The sequence below is a fragment of the Enterococcus sp. DIV0176 genome, assembly GCF_050528535.1.
GTDB classification, from domain to species: Bacteria; Bacillota; Bacilli; order Lactobacillales; family Enterococcaceae; genus Enterococcus_B; species Enterococcus_B thailandicus.
Map to the genome: position 1 here is coordinate 2,039,817 of NZ_CP172879.1, position 18,452 is coordinate 2,058,268.

Consider the following 18,452-nt stretch of genomic DNA (forward strand, 5'->3'; position numbering starts at 1 on the left):
TCCCCTACACTTCCAGCGTATCTGATACGCTCATTATTTTTCCGACATTTGCTGGTAATAAATCAAGAAACACTTGCGGATCTTGCTCGATTACCGGAAAAGTATTGTAATGGATTGGTACAACTTGTTTTGCACCAATTCGTTTGGCTGCGCGCGCTGCATCCTCTGGGCCCATCGTGTAAGTATCGCCGATCGGTAAGAAAGCAACATCAATAGCAAATTGTTCTGCCAGTAAAGCTAGGTCACTAAAATCAGCTGTATCACCAGCGTGGTAAATCGTTTTTCCTTCTGCTTGAAGAATGATTCCACTAGCTTCTCCCATATATTGAATGATTCCATTGACCTCATAACTTGAACTATGTTGCGCAGGAACCAGTTTTACTTCACCAAAAGGAAATGGATGCTTACCGCCAAGATTCATCCCAAATGCGTTCACACCTCTTGTTTGGGCATAGTCGGCAATTTCAACGATACTGATAATTGTCGCTTGGTTTTTTTGTGCAATTGGAATCATATCTCCAATATGGTCGCTATGACCGTGTGTTACTAAAATCCAATCTGTCTGCACTTCATCAACTGTTAAATCCGTTAATTTGTTTCCAGTAATAAACGGATCAATCAACAAACGTTGCTTGTTTTCCATCTCAATCGAAAGACAAGAATGACCATGATAAGTAATTTTCATTTCTTCACTCCTCACAGATTTTTGGTTTGTGTACCTAAAAAGAATAAAACGATTTCAACCTCATTGCTTCAATGAAACAAACCGCTTTCCTCACTTATTTTTTTTGAAATTTTAGTACAGTATGTTCTTTTTTATTGTAACAGATAATACAGAATTCACCAAGCAGACCTATTCTTATTTTTTTAGAAAAAAACAGAGATTCTTGGCTAAAATTCCAAGAATCTCTGTCTCTTCTTCCAAAATAATGGGTAATTTGTTCTCGTAAACAATCTTAGCAAATCAGAAAAGGGTGTCACAAATGCTTTGTCATACCTTCTGTTCCTGAATAAATGGTGTTCCCAAAGCAACTTTTTCGATAATAAGTCCTCTTTTCATAAAAGTATGAGGAGTTATTTTTAGAAAAGATTCCTTATTACTTGAAGTTAGCCACTTTGCGCCACAACCTCTTTTCACGGTGTTCCCAAAACAGCTTCTCCAGATAGTTTACATTCACTTCAAAATATGGAAAGCTATTTTGAGCGATTGCTCACTATCTTGTCAAAGCTAAGCGTTTTGCGCCACAACCTCTATCCACGGTGTTCCCAAAGCAACTCCTCGAAATAATTCATAACTGCTCATAAATATGAAAAGCTATTTTTGCCAGTTATTCTTTATTTTTTCGAAGCTGAACGCTTGGAGCCACAACCTCTTTCCACGGTGTTCCCAAAACAACTCCTTCAGATAGTTTACATTCACTTCAAAATATGGAAAGCTATTTTGAGTGATTGCTCACTATCTTGTCGGAGTTAAGCGTTTTGCGCCACAACCTTTTTCCACACATCTTTTTGATCACTGGAGTTTACGAGCCTTTGATCAAATCTGCATAGGTCGGTTCGACAATTGCATCCAAATCTGTCCGCGCTAATAAAATTCCTCGACCTAATTCCCCACTAGAAATCAAAAGTTTGGACTGTTTTTTTAAAGAATGATCAAACACAAAAAGATCTTCTGGATGTTGAAGTTTAATACCAATCGGTGTATTTGCACCATGTACATACCCAGTGTGTGCAAAAACAAAATCCATATCAGGTAATCCTACCTTATGATTTTTTGTAATTTCTCGTGTTTTTTTATAATCAAGGCGTGCATCCAGTGGCACTAAAGCAATAATAATGCCGGTCTTGTCCCCTTTTAATACTAGATTTTTGCAAACGAGATCAGCCGACAAACCTTTCGCGGCTAATGCAGATAAAAAGTCTGTTTCCTCGACACTTGCTAAATCAATAACTTCAAACGGAATCGCCTTTTCTTCTAGATATTGTTCCACTCTGGTTTTAGTCATACATCATCAATTCCTTCCATGCTTATTATTCTAACGGATTTATTCTCTGACATAAGAAAAAAGTAGAAGACCACCAAACTGGGGAAATCTTCTACCTTTTTGCTTGTTTAGAACGAAAAATCTCTAGCGCTTATTTTTTACCACGTCGTTGTGTTGCCTCCATAATAACTGGTAAAATCACTGGACGACGTTTTGTTTGTTCGAATAAGTAACGGCTCAACTGATCGCGGATGTCTTGTTTTAATTTGCTCCACTCAAAATCATCACTTTCCAAGTGTTTATTGACGATTTCTTCAATCATCACCGTACATTCTTTCATCAAATCACGACTGGCTTTAACATAAACAAACCCTCGCGAAGTAATCTGTGGTTTTGAAACGATTTTCTTTTCTCGACGACTGATTGTAACGACAGCCACAAAAATCCCATCTTCAGATAAAATTTTGCGATCGCGTAACACGATATTCCCAATGTCACCAACACCAAGCCCATCAATCATTACGTTTTCAGCACTAGTTGTACCAGCAACGCTCATTCGTTTATTTTTATATTCTAAAATGTCACCACGACCAGTGATGTAGATGTTTTTGTAAGGAATGCCAACAGCATGTGCCAAGTCCGCATGTGCTGCTAATTCACGATATTCCCCTTGAACAGGGATAAAGTAAGTTGGACGCATGAAGTTTAACATTAATTGCAAGTCATTCGGATTTGCATGACCAGAAACACGCATGTTTTCTGAAATCAGCTTCACTGTTCCGCCAGCGCGATAAATCATATCTTCCGTTTTTGCAACCATTGTTTCCATCGCTGTACTTGGTGTGGTCGTAATGTAAACTAAGTCGCCTTCTTCGATTTTCAGATTGCGATGTGTGCCATTCGCCATTTTTTGTAATGACTTGATTGGTTCACCCATTCGACCTGTTTCAAGAATGATTAATTCTTCTGGTTCATAGTTTTTCATTTCTTTTAAGGTTACCAATAAATCTTCACTTGGTAATTGAACTTTTTCCAAACGCATAGCTGTCCGGATGATTCGTTCAAAATCTTGACCAGTCAAAACAACTTTTCGATTTGCTTTGGCTGCAGCATTCAACACTTGTTGCACTCGTTGTAAGTTACTTGCCACGCAAGCAACGATGATTCGGCCTTCCCAGTACTTGATTGTATCGAAAACTTCATCTGCGATTTGCAATTCAGAAGCAACAGGTGCTGGGTTTTCAGCATTCGCTGATTCACTAAGAAGTGCTAGGACGCCTTCCTTACCAATCTCTGCCAAGCGTGCATAATCTGTTTGATACATCGGGATAGCCGTTTGGTCAAATTTAAAATCACCTGTATACACAATATTTCCTTCTGGCGTTTTCAAATTGATTCCGACAGAATCGGGAATCGAATGTGTTGTGCGGAAAAAACTAACGATTGTTTCACCAAAATCAATCTCAGTGTGTTCATCCACAACATGGAAATCTTTGAACCCCTTTGCCTCTTCATTGCGACTAACACTTATTTTCGCTAATTCGATCGTTAACTCTGTCCCAAAAACTGGAACAGCTAATTTAGATAAGAAATAAGGCAACGCGCCAATAGCATCAGCATGTCCGTGTGTCAAAAACACACCAGCCACTCGATCCACATTTTCTTCTAAATATGTGAAGTCAGGAATAACGACATCAATCCCCAAAAGTTCATTTTCTGGATATTTCAATCCACAGTCTAATACAAAAATATCTTCTCCAACTTCTGCGACATACATATTTTTCCCATTTTCGCGGACACCGCCTAATGGAATAATTTTAATGGTACTCACAAATTTCACCTCTTCTATGACATCACTTTCAAATGATGCCAATTCTCTACTTATATTAATTACTAATCTATTTAACTACTAATTTATTAACGAATTACTTTATTGCTGACTGATTCATTGCAGTAAATAATCAAAAATAAAACTATTTTTTTGATTGCTTATACAAAAGTCAACGAGACTCTAAAGGCAATCCTTACATAGAACTGTTGCTTTCCTATCTATTCTTTTGCCATTATTCATCTTGTTCGTTTTGGATAAGTGTTTCTCGCTTTACAATGAATCTTTCCTTAAGCAATAACTGATTGCATCCAAGCCAAATAATTTAGCTGTCGCTATCATTATACAACAAAATCAGCAAATCGCTAGCATCTACAATTTGTTTCCTACAGCCTTCTAAAAAAGTCCTAGACCTTTTTTCTTTTCATTCAACACAATCAAAGACAGGAAAGACTTCAATGGACCAGCACCTGCAATTTTCTTACATTTTCGCTCTTACTGATTTTTTGCCACTTGCTCGAAACATACTTGTTACATTTTAGCACATTTTGAGCTATAACTATAGCTTGTTTTTATTCCGATTGATTTCCTTTGATTTTCTTTCTTCGTCATTAAGGTTCATTTAAGTTAGACCTTTTACAATTTGGCAATGCAACACTATAGGAGGGATTGAAAACAATGAATTTTATCAAACGCGCACTAAAAAGTACCAAGGTGAAATGGGGGCGTTCGCTCCTCTTATTCGCCGTTTTTACAGCTATTCTAGTCTTTGTTCTCGCGGGTCTAACCATTCGCAGTGCAGCAGAACAAGCCGCTAGCGAAGCACAAAAAGAAGTCGGAGCAACCGTCACACTAAGTGCTAATCGCGAGGCAAGTTTCCAAAAACCAGCTGAAACAGCAACTAGCGAAACAGATTCAGATGGGACAGCCCAAGAAAGAATTGACCCGGGAAGCTTTTCATTAACACCTGTTTCATTAGAAGATGCGCAAAAAATTGCTGATTTAGCAGATGTTAAGAGCTACTCTTTTGAAAGTTCCGCTTCTGCATTAGCAAGTGATGGGATCACAGCCATTTCAAGTTCTGATTCAACAGATAGTTCTGCAGAATCAACCGACGCAAATCAGCCAATGGGAGGCGGCATGCCTGGTGGTGGTCAAATGACACAAGCCGACTTTCAAGTCACTGGTGTTTTAGCTTCCGCACAAAACAGTACTTTTTCAAGTGGAACAGCCACGATTACTGATGGTGAAGGAATTGATGAAAGCGATAAAGATACGAATCAGGTTTTGATTGAACAAACATTAGCAACTGCCAATGATTTAGCTGTTGGTGATACATTTACGATTACTAGTTCTGAGGACGAAGAAACGACTTATGAACTGACCGTAAAAGGAATCTATGAATCTAGTGCAAGCAGTAATAGTATGGGCATGCAATTCAGTATGATGAATCCCTCAAATACTTTGTATACTTCTTACACATTAGCCAATGAATTAAATGGCACAGCCGAAGACAATACAATTGATTCTGCTGTCTATACGCTAGCCGACCCAGAAAACATGGATGATTTTTTAGCAAAAGCAAAAAAACTAATTGATACAGATACTTTCAGCTTGCAATCAAATGATGCGGCTTACCAATCAATGTTAGAACCTTTGAACAATGTCGCAAGTTTTTCCAAAAATGTGGTCTTGTTAGTTGCTGTTGCCGGCATTATTATCTTGACTTTGATCATCATGATCACCATCCGTGAACGTCGTCATGAACTTGGTGTCTTACTTTCATTAGGCGAATCTCGAATCAAAATCATTTTACAATTATTCACTGAAGTAGCTTTATGTATGATTTTAGCCCTAGGTGTGGCAGCAGTTAGCGGAAACGTAGTTGCCAATGTGGTTGGGCAACAACTGCTAGAACAACAAACAAGCTCTGATCAAAACACACAAACCAATGATGCAAAATCTCAGCGACCAGACGGTGAAAATCCTGGTGGACGCGGTGGGCAAATGGGTGCACCTGGTGGCAGCAGTAATCCATTCGCTGTTTCCGATGAAGTCAGCGAACTTTCTATCAATGTAACGCCAACGCAAATCGGTTTCCTTGCCTTAGTTGCTTTAGGAATCAGCTTACTTTCCGTTTGCTTAGCTTCGATCGGAATCTTGCGTTTGAATCCACGAAAAATTTTATTGAATTAAAGGAGGTACACACATGTTACGAACAGAAAACTTAGGATTTTGGTATCAAAATCCAGCAGATGCACTTTATCAAGCTGTGGCTTTAACTTTTGAAACAGGCAAAATGTATGCAATTTTAGGTGCGAGTGGTTCCGGAAAAACAACGTTTCTTTCATTGATTTCTGGTTTAGACAATCCTAAAGAAGGCACAGTGTATTATGAAGATCGGCCCTTAGCAAAAATTGGTCTGCGAAATTATCGTAAAAATGACGTTTCGATTATTTTCCAAGCGTACAACTTGCTTCCTTACCTTTCTGCAGTCGATAACGTTGTGGCAGCCATGGAAATTTCTCAAACAAAACAAAAAAATCGGCGCCAAATCGCACTTGAACACTTAGCACGAGTTGGCATTGATGAACAAATGGCTCAAAAAAAAGTAACATTACTCTCTGGTGGACAACAGCAGCGAGTAGCTATCGTTCGCGCAATCTGTTGTGATCATCAGTTGATTGTCGCTGATGAACCCACTGGAAATCTGGATGAAACAACGTCTCAAGAAATCGTTCAGTTGTTCCAAGAAATCGCACATGAACAAAATCGTTGCATCATCCTTGTTACTCATGAATTAGAAGTCGCCAAAAAATGTGATGAAGTTTATGAGTTAAAAAACAAAGAATTCACTCGTAAAATGCTCTCTTTTGATCACGAATAATGAAACCAAAAAAGCTGTGACAAACGTATTGTCGCAGCCTTTTTTTGAATAGACGATGTTCCCAAAATATGAAAAGCTATTTTTGAAAAACTTTCTTATTGCTTGAAGCTAATCGCTTTGCGCCACAACCTCTACCTACGGTGTTCCCAAAGCAGCTTCTTCGGCAATAAGCTCTCTTTTCAGAAAAATATGGGAGACTATTTTTAGAAAAACTTTCTTATTGCTTGAAGCTAATCGCTTTGCGCCACAACCTCTACCTACGGTGTTCCCAAAACAACTCCTTGATATAGCTTGCAAGCACTGCAAAATATGAAAATCTATTTTGAGTGCTTGCTTGCTATCTTGTCGGAGCTAAGCGTTTTGAGCCACAACCTTTTTTTAAATTTCCCTAAATCCGCCTCTAGTCCCAAGTTTTCTCAAGCACCTTGTAGTAAACTAAGTGAAATCATTGAATTACTTATTCAATTCATTTTTAACAACTTTTGGAGGTCAACATGAAAAAAACTAAACCAAAAACATGGACACTGCTTGCCACAACTTTAATCACAGGTCAGGTCCTTTTAAGTACACCGTTAGCTTTTGCTCAAGACACAACAACAAGTGAAACCGTTGCGACTACTTCAACAACAAATCAAGAAACGAGTCAATCTAGCAGCCAATCAGAAAAAATTCAAATCAATGCTGTTGCACTTGGCAACGCATTAACAAAAGAGCAACAAGACTATACCTTAAATAAATTAGGAATCAAAGGTGAAACACCAATTTACACAACCAACGGAACTGATCTAATGAACTATATTCCTGATGGTGGCTTTAATCAAGAATGGGCAGTCTACAGTTCGGTTCGTATGCAAACCTTGGCAGATGGAAAAGGAATCAACGTTGACATTGCCACACCCGAAAATATTACCAAAATTACCGCAGCACAATATCAAAATGCTGCTTTGACAGCTGGAATCACAGATGCTCAGCTAACGATTGCCTCTGCTGTTCCAATCGACGGTTCTGGTGCACTAGCCGGGGTCTACAAAATCGTCGAAGAGTCTGGCGGAATCATCAACAAAGACCGCGTAGAAGTTGCGCAAGATGAGATGAATGTTCTTTCTTCAATCACCGAAGAAAACAAGGACAAAGAAGGCTACTCTGATGAGGCCTTGAATGCAGCACAAGAACAAGCCAAAGCAGAATTAGCAACTAAAACCAAAGACGGCCAGCAACTAACCAAAGAGGAAATTCAGCAAACTGTCGAAACAGCTTTAAAGGATCACGGACTTGCAGACATTCTGACGACAGATCAAGTCAGTGAATTAACTTCACTCATGAGCGATATGAAAGACAAAAATATTTTTGAAGACTTCGTGAATGAACTAGACTTAACTGAAACTAAAAAACAAATTGAAGAGAAATCTAAAGGACTCTGGGCACAAATCAAAAACTTTTTCAGTGGCCTGTGGGACTCAATTACAAGCATGTTTGAATAATAAAAACAAAAGGATGGAACAAAACGAAATGACGTTTTGCTCCATCCTTTATTTTTTAGTCTAAGGTATCAAAAGTAATGACCTATTTATCTTTTTTTGAAAGCTTATCTTTGACATCTTCAAAGCCTTCTTTGATATCGTCACCAAGGTCACGAACTTTTTCTTTGATATCTGCACCTAAAGATTGTGCTTTACCTTCAACCTCTTTTGATTTATCACCAGTTGCTTTACCATAAGCTTCTTTACCTTCACCGACTACTTTGTCCTTCAAGTCTTCTGAACGTCCTTTTAAATCTGCCATGATGCTTCCTCCTTGATAAATAATGATTAATGTTTGTTCTATTTATAGAGTAACATCAACCAATTATTCAGACAAATAGAACACCTCAGTCCATTATTTTTTCATTAACGAAGTTGTTCAAATGTTCCCCACACCTTGACTTCTTTTTCTTGAACCATTACTTTTCCCTTGGCGATCACTGTATCAATTGCCAGTGTGTCTGCATCAAGTAAACATAAATCAGCATCATTTCCGACTTTGATTTGTCCTTTTTTAGCTAGCTTCAGCACACGTGCCGGATTAGAAGTGATTGCTCTTAGTGCGATTTCCAACGGAATATTCTCTTTCTCGACTGCTTCTTTGATTCCAACCAATAATGCGCGGGCACTTCCAATACCCATTCCTAAGAAATGATTATTTTCATCAAAGTAAGGTAAGCTTCCTTGACCATCCGAAGTCATCGTAAAGTTATCTAGAGAAACACCTTCTTCAATCACTCGCTTTAAAGCTTGACTAAACCGAATTTCGCCATCGGTTTTTTCCCAAAAATCAGGATCTTCACTTGCGGTAAAATCAATCGTTCCCCCTTGCTTAGCAAACGCTAAACAAGCTTCAAATAAATCTGCTGTTCGATTCGCATGCGTTGGCCAAAATTGTGTAATTGGAATTTCAGTTTCTTCCACAACACGTGTCAACAATTCCAGTTTTCTTGAACCACCACCTAAGTGGACGTTGGTAATTCCTGCTTTGCCAGACAACATACCGCCAACGCGTGCATCTGCAACTGCTCGAGAAAATTCTTCAAATGTTGGTTGGGAAGAACGGTGATCAGAAACCGCAATTTCTCCAATTCCAATTACTTTATCAACTACTAGAAAATCTTTGATCAATGAATCTGTTATCGTTTTGACTGGCAAACGATACGAACCTTCATAAACATATGTCGTGATTCCCTCTGCTTCCAGTCCGCGTGCTTTACTAATCAACGCAGTCATATCACGTCCTTGACCATCAGTTCCCAAACATCCAACGACTGTCGTCACGCCAGCACTAGTTAACTGACTAAGAGTTACTTCCGGCGTCCGATTTTGAAAACCACCTTCACCGCCACCACCTAAAATGTGAAAGTGACCATCAATAAAACCTGGAGTCAAGATTTTCCCTTGACCATCAATTTCTTCTAGCTCAACTTCTGCAAAATCACCAGTCAATTGTTCTTCCATGGCAATGATTTCATTTCCTGAAAGTAAAACATCCATTACGCCTAAATAATCTGGTGCATAAACTTGTGCCTGTCGAATAATTTTCATGATTTTCCTCCATTTCTTTTAAAAAAAGGATGAACGAAGCTCAGCTAGCTGACCTGTCCATCCCTTCACTTTATTTTTTATTGTAACCCAATTGCAATCGCAATCATAATAAAAATTGTTCCCAAAATAAATAAGAAGCCTTGCATTTTGATTTGGAACTTCGCCCATTTGGCCCACTCGATTCGAGCAACACCTAGCACACCAATCAAACTAGCCGAAACTGGCGTGAAGGCATCCATAAATCCAGAACCAAGCTGGTAAGCTAAGACAGCAACTTGTCTTGAAACACCAACCAAATCAGCAAGTGGTGCCATGATTGGCATTGTTAACGCTGCTTGACCAGAGTTTGATGTGACCACTAAATTGAACAAGCTTTGGAACAGGTACATTGCCCATGCACCAATCACAGCAGGTACACCAGTTAAGACTGTTCCAATACTGTGCAGTATCGTATTCAATGCGGAAGGAACCGAAGCATCTGAACCACCCAATACGAGTAAAATTCCTTTTGCCATACCAACAACAATCGCTGTTCCAGCTAAATCAGCTGCACCTGATTGGAAAGAAGAAGCAACATCATTAATCTTCATATCATTCAGATTAAAGATTACTGCAATGATCCCTGCAGCTAATCCCATGACAAAGAATTGTGAAGCAATTTCTGGGATATAATATCCTTTTTGTGTTACTCCCCAAATGATCCAAACTAAAACGATCAACATTTCAGCTAAGATCAATTTATGACCAAGTGTGAAAGCTTTTTTCTCGTCTGTTGTTTTTTCAAGATGATCACGGAAGTAAGCATCTGATTTATAGGTCACAGAACTAGCTGGATTTTTACGAATTCGTTCCGCATAAATCATTAAGTAAACAGCTGATAACCCCGTTACAATCACCCACATAATCAAACGGAAAGTTGCCCCAGACAATACTGGAATCCCAGCAATCCCTTGCGCAACTGCAACACTAAATGGACTCATCCAAGATGTTGCATTCCCAATCTGCGAAGCAACGTAGGTGACCGTCACTGCGACAATCGAGTCATACCCCAGCGCAATGACGAACGGTACCATGACCATTGAAAACGGAATAACTTCTTCTGCCATTCCAAACGTCGCGCCCCCAAAAGAAAAAGCAAAGAATAATAGCGGTAAGGCTAAACGTTCAAGTCCTTTTGTTTTACTGATAATGGCATAAATTCCTGCATCGATTGCACCCGTTCGCATGATAATCCCAAAAGCACCACCAACAACCAAGATCAGTGCCGCAATTCCGACTGCAGAACCATATTTATCACCGGAAACTAACCCTTCAAACACAAAATTCAGGAAGCCAAATCCACCAAAATCGTCCGTTCCCCAAACTCTTGCTGTTTTGTGTAGTTTTTTCGACGTGTCATAAATATTATCTCCGTACTCGTCATAAAGTACTTCATCTGTTAAAGCAATCTCATCTAATTTTTCTTGTGTTAACTGTTTTTCGCCAGCAGCAAGTACATCTTCTAATCCGGCTTCTGGAACATCCAATTTCTCACGTTCCGCTGGATTATCTTGTAATTTTTCTAATTGATCGAAGACATACCCTTTATCAAGTGCATAAGCATAACGGAAAGAGTCTTGACGAAGTACTGTTCGTGTACTTGTTTCTCCGTTTGCGTCTTGGTATTCGATCTCCTGTGTGCTAAATCGACCAGCTGGTACCAAAAACGTTAAGATCCAAGCAAAGATTACTACACCAAAAATAATGACATACGTATGTGGTGTCGTTAACTTGGTGAGGTCTCGCTTGTTTTTTTCCGAAGAAGGATTTTTCTTCAAGTAGTTTCTTCCTTTCTGTTCACAATGATATTGTGATGAATAAAAAATGGATAATCAAAAAGATTATACAGGAAAACTTCTTCACTCACATGAATAATTTATTAGAAAATAATAAGCGAATAATACAACACAAAGCATTGAATTCATTGTATTAAGCAACCAATTCATTAGAATTTTTTTCGTCACCAAGCAAATTTAAACCAAAATTCCCACGAATTTATCATACTGTTTCATTAAAAACAAACGAATAATCTTAACATTTCTTTTTAATAACCAGAAAAAAAAACATACATTATCTGTAAAACCTTGATCTGTAAACTTTTTTATTACAAAAGGTAAACTTCGTTGCATAATTGATAACAAATGTATTATAATCATGGTGTAAAGAGTTTTGGGGAAGACTCTTTCATCAACGTGTATAAAGAGAGAAGAAAGAATTGGCAACAATTCTTTCTTCTCTCTTTTCCTTTTTATTTTTGGTTAAAACAAGACCGTTTCAGTTGTTTCAATATACTTCGCACCTAATGGATACGCATAAAGCGTCACACCTTCCTTGACTGAAAGATTCAATTCACTTAAGCGACGCATCATTTCCTGAACCTCCTCCGCTGTCAATGAATGGGACGCAATTACGGGGTTGATTCTTTGATTTTTCCCTTCACTATCTGAAAAGATCAACTGTAGTTTTTTCATTTTCTCTTCTCCCTTAACTCTTTCGATAACTCGTTGCTTCCGTTTTCAACACAGAAGCGAATTTTACTTCTTTTGGCGTCAATAATTGAAAAATATCTCCTAAAGCCAACACCTTTTCATCTTCTGGATTAGGAATGATCGACCCAATCGTTTGACGATATTCTTCCTCTGTTTCCAAATTTGTAAAATAAATCGTTAATTTGGTACTTTCTAATTTTTTCTCCATCAGTTTCTCCCTTCTTGATTCGTAAGTAGTTAGAACAACGTCTGCACCGGTTCATTCATCATTCGTTTACTCACACCACTAGTAACGCGTTCAGAATGAACAATGTCAAAATTTTAGTTGATTTTTTCATCATGCCACCGTTTTTTTAGTTTTTTTCGCCAATTGGCTAATGTTTGTCTACTTGCTGGCGCAGGATAGTGACTACTTCGAGCTTTTTCTAAGCGATACTCCAAAAAACGTTTTTCTTTTACTGATAGTTTGTGCCAAAGAAAACACATTGCCAGTCTTTGATCTGCGAATTCATACGAAGAATCAGATGATCCAGTAGAAAGTCCACTTATTAACTGTTGCTCTTTTTCCTCATTCGCTGCTACTAAAATTTCTTGCTGGCGCCATAATTTTCGTTGATGTGCTTTTATTTTCCAGACAATTTTTTGAAATAAATAACCTATCGGATAAGCCGCTTCAAAACTTTTTTGCGTTGCAAATTCCCGTACCACTTCAAAGAAAGCAATCCGCGCTAATTGAACATACTCCTCGTATTCCTGATTGTTTTGATAAATCCCACATTTCATTACCACCTTGTGATACAGCTTTTCGTATTTCTGACATAGATCTTCTAACTCTTTTTGCTCCATCTTTTTCTACCTTTTCCATTTTTCCGGCCGGTACCCACAGCTTAAGAAAAAATGAATTCACTGTAAAAAATAAAAAGAGCTTTTACTCGTCAAAAATTGTCCTATCCCCATATGCTAAACTGTAGCTACACGAGGAATTATGACATTATTCTTGGAGGTAGTTTATGATTATATCCTGCAAAAATCGTTATACCATCAATGATTTAACAACTATTTATTGTGAATCGGCATTTGTTTCTTCTATTGAAAGAAAAGAATCCTTTTCCAAATCAGAACAACTTTATTTTTTATACCAAATTCCTTTAGATATCGAAATTTATGCACTGCTTCCAGACACAACCACAAACTTCAAGCGTTGCTGGATAGTTTTTCAGCATGAATGCATGTTGGTGGCAAGCTCTGCACAAGAAATCATTACTTATCTACTAGACAGCCATCACCAGCTAAAATTAAGCTGGTATCTCAAAACGATGCGCACACTTCTTCCCGTTAACCACTACAAATTACCGGCAGCGATTCGTACTCAAAGTTTGCTACCATTAGAATCTGCAAAAAAAGTAACCACCATTTGGTTTAACCCATTACAAATTCAGCTGATTGAAGAACAAGCTTTTCAAACAACGATTCAGTTAACGAATCAGCTCCGTTTTCTTTCTCCAATCAAGAAGCGAAACTTAACAAAAAGAATTCGCCTCGCGTTTTCTTGTCATTTGATGATCTACACAGACTTCACGCCAGTCAATAGTCCAATATTTTTCCCATTCTTTCCAAAATCAAACTGGTTAGTCCGTTCCTTCCAACAGGTTTTGACACATCAGCAACATTATCGTCGTGGCACTTTTTTTCGCCAATATCAACAAATCATTTTTCAGGAAGGACAACAAGATTTTGAATAGTAATCATGTTAAATCGTTTACCCATTTTGTTATAAATTTATTTAAGAAATTGTAAATAACTCGCAACTTCTAGGTCAGCATGCTATACTACTGCTGAGAACTTGAAGGAGTGAGAGTTATGTTAGTACTATTACTAATTGCTATTTTATTGATTATTGTGAGTTCTTATATTTTAAGTTCCGAAGCATTTGTTGATGCCAAAACGATCGTTCGGGACCCACGAAAAATCATGTCTTTTGCAAAAGCATTTTGCTTGGCTGCTTTCGCTTTATTTTTTGGACTCATCTAATCTAACAGCAAACAAAAATAAGGATTGGACAAAAGGAAAGAACCTTTCAGCCGACCCTTATTTTTTTATCTTCCCCAGCTTATCGCTAAAAAAACTCAGAGCAACCAGTGAAAAGGTTGCTCTGAGTTTTTCGTTAATAATTTTTTTTTATTTATTCTATTTCAATTGTTCTTTTAATTCTTTTTGGATTCGAGCCAATTCTTCACTGCTTGCTCGTTGATAAGAAATGCCATTTTCTCCAGTTGTGCCATCGCCAGTAAATGAATCTCCAGCTAACTGTTCTGAATGAATTGTTGAAAAGGCATCACGATAATTTGTCGCTAACACTTTAATCGTATCCCAAGAAACATCTGTCGTTGCATTATTGCCCAAAGCTTCCAGCAAGTTTGTATAGTTTGTCAATGTATCGACTGATTTCACTTTGTTGATGATCCCAGAAATCACCTGACGTTGACGATCTTGACGGCCGTAATCGCCTTTTGGATCATCGTAACGCATCCGTGCATATTTCACAGCATCTGCGCCATTCAAGGTTTGTTTACCAATTGGAAAATCAGTTCCATCATAACTAAACGTCAATTTATTATTTACATCAACGCCACCAACTGCATCAACCAAGTCTTGCATTCCTTTCATGTTGATTTCCGCATAATGATCAATTGGAATATCTAACATGTTCTCAACTGTCGCAATAGACATTGCCATCCCACCAAACGCATATGCATGGTTGATTTTATCACTTGTCCCATGCCCAACGATTTCCGTGTAGGTATCACGGGGAATACTTACTAAAGTCGTGGTCTTCTTCTGTGGATTGACCGTTGCAACCATAATTGAATCCGAACGGCCTTGATCCGTTCGACCAAAGTCTCCCGTATCCACACCTAATAGTAAAATTGAGAATGGATCGCCTGCGTCATAATCAATTTTTTTATCTCGTTTTGATTCAGTAATTCGATCAACTGTTTCATAAGTCTTATCCGCTGTTGACTTCACATCAAAATAAATTTTCCCTGCGTACACGGCAATCCCCGCAATGATAATCAACAAAATACTTAAAATCCATAAAAAAACTTTTCGTCCCGTGCCCATTCGTTTTTTCTCAGCTCTTCTCATCTTTTTTTCCCACTTATCCTTTAATTTTTTCTCAACAGTTATTAAGATAACAAGTTGATCTCGCTTCACTTTCTTAGATAACGATACCAAAATGATTCTAACTTTTCAATGAGATTTCAAACAATTAAAGGTTTGCTTTAAAGTCTATAAGAAGGCCTTAACTTTTTGTGGATTATTCTTTTATTCAATCAGCCATTCATCCACATCAATCATTTGGTCGACTGTTATCCACACTTTTTTGTGAAACACCAAAATAAATAACTGAATATATAATAAAAACATTATTATTTAAGCTATTTAACTACTAAAAATAACTAACTATTCATTACTTGTCACGGATTTACACCTTAGAAAATCGTTTTCTTTTCATAAAACTGTTTCTCTCGCTGTGGAACACAGAATTTTTGCCCATTTTCCACACTAATTACTGTGGAAAACTCTTGGACTGACAATCCCTTAATCTGAATATGTCTCTTTTTGAAGTAAAAACTGAGCAATGAAATAGAGCATCTGCTGAAGTAAAAGCATGCTAGAAATGGAGGCTGTTCCACAAATTGCTGGATCTAACTCAGGTAAAGTCAGCACTGTATCATGCAATTTTGCATGATTATCTAAAACCAAATCTGCAATCTCAAATAACCGTAAGCCACTGCTGTGCTGTGATTTTATACTTCTGGATAAATCAAAACCCGTCACGATGATTAATGGATATTCATGTTCCTTGATCCACTGTGCAAGTTCAATAATAGCTGGGTTACGCCCTTCATTTGACAACAATAAAAAAATGTCTTGCGGCTGGGCATCTACCTGTTCAATAATCGCTTGTCCGGTTCCCTCTAGCCTCTCATAAATACCATTAGCTGGATTTTTGATCAACTTTCCAGGAATAAGCTCTGGAAGCTGTTCCCAAAATTCAAAAGCAACGCCACCCAACGTTCGACTAGCAAAAATCTGTAACCGTCCCCCTACAGCTACCCGCTGAGCAATCCAAGTTCCTGCTTGAATCATTAATTGTTCTTCTACTCGTAGTTTTTCTTCCAACTGCTGATAATAATCAAAATAACGTAAACTCATTAGTCTCCCCCACGAATCAAAATCAATAGAAACAGCTGCCCACTAAAAGGAAAACAACAAATTAGTGATTGACGCCTTATTTTTACTTGTCGTTATTTTTCCCCAACAAAAAAAGGTATTGAGCGTCTAGCCCAATACCTTGACATAGCAAATAAACAAGCGTGCAACCTTCACAAAAATCTACATAGGGGTAGAAATTTCACCTTAGATTAGGTACAATAAAAAAGGTCGATGCACTGCATTGACTATGGCAAAATGATTGGTCAGCGCGTACTGACAAGTCATTCCCTGCTTCTTAGCGCCAACTAAGAAGTAGGGAGCCTTTTTTTATTCAGCTGTTTCTATCTGTCACCATTGTAAGGAAACTATTTGCTGAGTGCAAGAGGTGAATCTTAAAAAAACAAGAGTACGTTATCTTTTCATAATTATAATCTTGTTATTATATACTATTTTTACTAGCTTATCAGCCGTTACAAAGCCTTTATCATAACACTTTTTCAAATAACAAGCAGTCAAAATTTAATTAAATAAATTTCATTCACATACACTCACCTACAAAATGACTAAAAAAGAGGCTGGAGTCAACATAGTACACCCAAAAGTTAGATCAAACATCTAACTTTTGGAATAGACTACTCATCCAACCTCTTTTTCTTCTTTCACTGAGCGATACGGAGCCGCATGCTTTCCTTTTTTGATCAAATGCATTCGATGCCCCAGATAAGGGATACAAACTACTACATATAAACTAATCAAAACGGCTGCAAAGATCAGCGCCACTTCGATGTTAACTGCTATTTGCAACATTAAGCTACCAAGTGCAATCGTTGCTAAATACCATACGAAAATCAATCCTTTTTCTTTGCGTCTGACCATCTGAAACATGATATAAAAACTGACACAAAAGAAAGGTAATAAAATCAGCCAATTGCTTCCTTCCAGTAACCACTTCAGTCCATCTAATAATGATTGAGCGATTGCTATTAGTTTCTCCATGAACTTCACACCTTCTATTTAAATTCCGTTTGACAAAAACTCTTCACTAGTTTACTACTAATTCAAAAAAATTGTTAACGTTTCTTCTTTAATATCGTTCTATTTTTGTACATTTAAGCAAAAATTAAAGCTTCTTTTAAGCACAGATTCGTGCACTTCCTTAGACAAAACGATTCTTTTTTTCCAGTACTAGCTGTTTTTGAATTCGAGAAAAATCAGTAATGCCGTCCAACACTTCATAAAAACCTAAAATCTCATTAATTTCTTGTACACTCAATCCATCCACAGCTTTATGTCCAGCTTCAGCTAATGCCTTTTGTTCTCGCCAAAAATCGTTAACTGTTTGCACTGAATGTTCTGCGAGCTCATATACATGCCACTGATCTGCCAGCGTCTGGATCAACAACTGTTTCTTTTTCACAATGGCAGTACTCTTTAATTTGTCATACCCATAGTCCTCTTTCCACAGCAAATAACTTTGTTTCGTTGGAAATAAGATTTCTTGTACCTCTTTATTGGTAAAACCCAAAAAATGAAGTAATAAAAAATAGCGCGGATTGATTACTGTTTCTTTTTTGGGAACACGATTCGTTATTTTCTGATTCTCTACTAAAAGTGTGGCTAACTGTTTTATTTTTTTAGGTGCTACTTTTTGAGAATGATACCACTCAGGATTTTCATTCAAGAGTTCAAGTAACTGCATTCGGGCAACTTTTTTCAAAGCTTTGTCTTGTTTATTCATCACAATCGGCTTGTACAACGTCAGCCACCCACACTTCCCTCCACTAATCTTAAGTAAAAATGATGTCTGCTATCTATTTTATAGCAAACCAGTCAGCTGTCAAATAGAAAAAGGTTGTGGCGCAAAACGTTTAGCTCCGACAAGATAGCGAGCAAACACTCAAAATAGTTTTCCATATTTTGAAATGAATGCAA

Annotated in this window: 18 protein-coding genes; 5 read left to right on the forward strand and 13 right to left on the reverse strand. The window is 37.7% G+C overall.

The genetic code is table 11. From position 1 onward, the window contains the following. Positions 1-4: 4 nt before the first annotated feature. The 3 genes from IGJ66_RS09480 to IGJ66_RS09490 form a co-directional block, all read right to left on the reverse strand. Entirely contained in the window at positions 5-685 is a 681-nt protein-coding gene (locus tag IGJ66_RS09480; protein ID WP_430616535.1) for a metal-dependent hydrolase, read from the reverse strand. A gap of 838 nt (positions 686-1,523) precedes the next feature. After that, complete coding sequence (locus tag IGJ66_RS09485) at positions 1,524-2,006, reverse strand: YbaK/EbsC family protein (RefSeq protein WP_430616536.1); 483 nt, start codon at positions 2,004-2,006, stop codon at positions 1,524-1,526. 130 nt (positions 2,007-2,136) lie between these two features. Beyond that, positions 2,137-3,816: a ribonuclease J gene (locus IGJ66_RS09490; protein ID WP_067482489.1), complete on the reverse strand. Its 1,680-nt coding sequence runs from the start codon at positions 3,814-3,816 to the stop codon at positions 2,137-2,139. Between the two features lie 675 nt (positions 3,817-4,491). Here IGJ66_RS09490 and IGJ66_RS09495 point away from each other — a divergent pair. From IGJ66_RS09495 to IGJ66_RS09505, 3 genes are all read left to right on the forward strand, one after another. Further along, a complete protein-coding gene (locus IGJ66_RS09495; protein WP_430616537.1) occupies positions 4,492-6,009 on the forward strand; it encodes an ABC transporter permease in 1,518 nt (505 codons plus the stop codon). A 13-nt stretch (positions 6,010-6,022) separates the two neighbouring features. Next, a complete protein-coding gene (locus IGJ66_RS09500) occupies positions 6,023-6,700 on the forward strand; it encodes an ABC transporter ATP-binding protein (RefSeq protein ID WP_067482493.1) in 678 nt (225 codons plus the stop codon). A gap of 494 nt (positions 6,701-7,194) precedes the next feature. Further along, positions 7,195-8,181, forward strand: a complete 987-nt coding sequence (locus tag IGJ66_RS09505) for a DUF1002 domain-containing protein (protein WP_071868882.1) — start codon at positions 7,195-7,197, stop codon at positions 8,179-8,181. A gap of 82 nt (positions 8,182-8,263) precedes the next feature. On the opposite strand, the gene IGJ66_RS09510 is transcribed toward IGJ66_RS09505, so the two are convergent. From IGJ66_RS09510 to IGJ66_RS09535, 6 genes are all read right to left on the reverse strand, one after another. Further along, positions 8,264-8,482 carry a CsbD family protein gene (locus IGJ66_RS09510; RefSeq protein ID WP_067482497.1) on the reverse strand — a complete coding sequence of 73 codons (219 nt, stop codon included), beginning with the start codon at positions 8,480-8,482 and terminating at the stop codon, positions 8,264-8,266. A 104-nt stretch (positions 8,483-8,586) separates the two neighbouring features. Next, on the reverse strand, positions 8,587-9,771 hold the full coding sequence (gene iadA / locus IGJ66_RS09515) for a beta-aspartyl-peptidase (protein WP_067482499.1): 1,185 nt from the start codon (positions 9,769-9,771) through the stop codon (positions 8,587-8,589). Positions 9,772-9,848: 77 nt separating this feature from the next. Continuing rightward, positions 9,849-11,588 (reverse strand): putative basic amino acid antiporter YfcC, encoded by a 1,740-nt coding sequence (yfcC, locus tag IGJ66_RS09520; protein ID WP_071868881.1) that lies wholly within the window; start codon positions 11,586-11,588, stop codon positions 9,849-9,851. 480 nt (positions 11,589-12,068) lie between these two features. Beyond that, positions 12,069-12,281, reverse strand: coding sequence for a DUF2922 domain-containing protein (locus tag IGJ66_RS09525; protein ID WP_067482503.1), 213 nt, complete (start codon positions 12,279-12,281; stop codon positions 12,069-12,071). A 13-nt stretch (positions 12,282-12,294) separates the two neighbouring features. Further along, positions 12,295-12,507 (reverse strand): hypothetical protein, encoded by a 213-nt coding sequence (locus tag IGJ66_RS09530; RefSeq protein WP_067482505.1) that lies wholly within the window; start codon positions 12,505-12,507, stop codon positions 12,295-12,297. A gap of 113 nt (positions 12,508-12,620) precedes the next feature. After that, entirely contained in the window at positions 12,621-13,082 is a 462-nt protein-coding gene (locus IGJ66_RS09535; protein ID WP_430616538.1) for a hypothetical protein, read from the reverse strand. 227 nt (positions 13,083-13,309) lie between these two features. On the opposite strand from IGJ66_RS09535, the gene IGJ66_RS09540 reads away from it, so the two are divergent. Together IGJ66_RS09540 and IGJ66_RS09545 are read left to right on the forward strand one after the other, a co-directional pair. Further along, positions 13,310-14,041 carry a hypothetical protein gene (locus IGJ66_RS09540; protein WP_271027408.1) on the forward strand — a complete coding sequence of 244 codons (732 nt, stop codon included), beginning with the start codon at positions 13,310-13,312 and terminating at the stop codon, positions 14,039-14,041. Positions 14,042-14,159: 118 nt separating this feature from the next. Further along, a complete protein-coding gene (locus IGJ66_RS09545) occupies positions 14,160-14,330 on the forward strand; it encodes a hypothetical protein (protein WP_157495844.1) in 171 nt (56 codons plus the stop codon). A gap of 156 nt (positions 14,331-14,486) precedes the next feature. Here IGJ66_RS09545 and IGJ66_RS09550 read toward each other — a convergent pair whose 3' ends face one another. From IGJ66_RS09550 to IGJ66_RS09565, 4 genes are all read right to left on the reverse strand, one after another. Further along, positions 14,487-15,446: an LCP family protein gene (locus tag IGJ66_RS09550; protein WP_244897437.1), complete on the reverse strand. Its 960-nt coding sequence runs from the start codon at positions 15,444-15,446 to the stop codon at positions 14,487-14,489. A 456-nt stretch (positions 15,447-15,902) separates the two neighbouring features. Then, positions 15,903-16,520, reverse strand: a complete 618-nt coding sequence (locus IGJ66_RS09555) for an SIS domain-containing protein (protein WP_067482511.1) — start codon at positions 16,518-16,520, stop codon at positions 15,903-15,905. 636 nt (positions 16,521-17,156) lie between these two features. Next, entirely contained in the window at positions 17,157-17,516 is a 360-nt protein-coding gene (locus tag IGJ66_RS09560) for a hypothetical protein (protein ID WP_067482513.1), read from the reverse strand. A 160-nt stretch (positions 17,517-17,676) separates the two neighbouring features. Further along, positions 17,677-18,276: a hypothetical protein gene (locus IGJ66_RS09565; RefSeq protein ID WP_271027409.1), complete on the reverse strand. Its 600-nt coding sequence runs from the start codon at positions 18,274-18,276 to the stop codon at positions 17,677-17,679. Between the last annotated feature and the right edge of the window lie 176 nt (positions 18,277-18,452).

Coding starts and splice junctions, on each gene's coding strand:
- IGJ66_RS09480 (WP_430616535.1), bottom strand. CDS start 685: ATGAAAATTACTTATCATGGTCATTCTTGTCTTTCGATTGAGATGGAA.
- IGJ66_RS09535 (WP_430616538.1), bottom strand. CDS start 13,082: ATGAAATGTGGGATTTATCAAAACAATCAGGAATACGAGGAGTATGTT.
- IGJ66_RS09485 (WP_430616536.1), bottom strand. CDS start 2,006: ATGACTAAAACCAGAGTGGAACAATATCTAGAAGAAAAGGCGATTCCG.
- IGJ66_RS09555 (WP_067482511.1), bottom strand. CDS start 16,520: ATGAGTTTACGTTATTTTGATTATTATCAGCAGTTGGAAGAAAAACTA.
- IGJ66_RS09540 (WP_271027408.1), top strand. CDS start 13,310: ATGATTATATCCTGCAAAAATCGTTATACCATCAATGATTTAACAACT.
- IGJ66_RS09500 (WP_067482493.1), top strand. CDS start 6,023: ATGTTACGAACAGAAAACTTAGGATTTTGGTATCAAAATCCAGCAGAT.
- IGJ66_RS09525 (WP_067482503.1), bottom strand. CDS start 12,281: ATGAAAAAACTACAGTTGATCTTTTCAGATAGTGAAGGGAAAAATCAA.
- IGJ66_RS09505 (WP_071868882.1), top strand. CDS start 7,195: ATGAAAAAAACTAAACCAAAAACATGGACACTGCTTGCCACAACTTTA.
- IGJ66_RS09530 (WP_067482505.1), bottom strand. CDS start 12,507: ATGGAGAAAAAATTAGAAAGTACCAAATTAACGATTTATTTTACAAAT.
- IGJ66_RS09550 (WP_244897437.1), bottom strand. CDS start 15,446: ATGAGAAGAGCTGAGAAAAAACGAATGGGCACGGGACGAAAAGTTTTT.
- IGJ66_RS09545 (WP_157495844.1), top strand. CDS start 14,160: ATGTTAGTACTATTACTAATTGCTATTTTATTGATTATTGTGAGTTCT.
- IGJ66_RS09510 (WP_067482497.1), bottom strand. CDS start 8,482: ATGGCAGATTTAAAAGGACGTTCAGAAGACTTGAAGGACAAAGTAGTC.
- IGJ66_RS09495 (WP_430616537.1), top strand. CDS start 4,492: ATGAATTTTATCAAACGCGCACTAAAAAGTACCAAGGTGAAATGGGGG.
- iadA (WP_067482499.1), bottom strand. CDS start 9,771: ATGAAAATTATTCGACAGGCACAAGTTTATGCACCAGATTATTTAGGC.
- IGJ66_RS09560 (WP_067482513.1), bottom strand. CDS start 17,516: ATGGAGAAACTAATAGCAATCGCTCAATCATTATTAGATGGACTGAAG.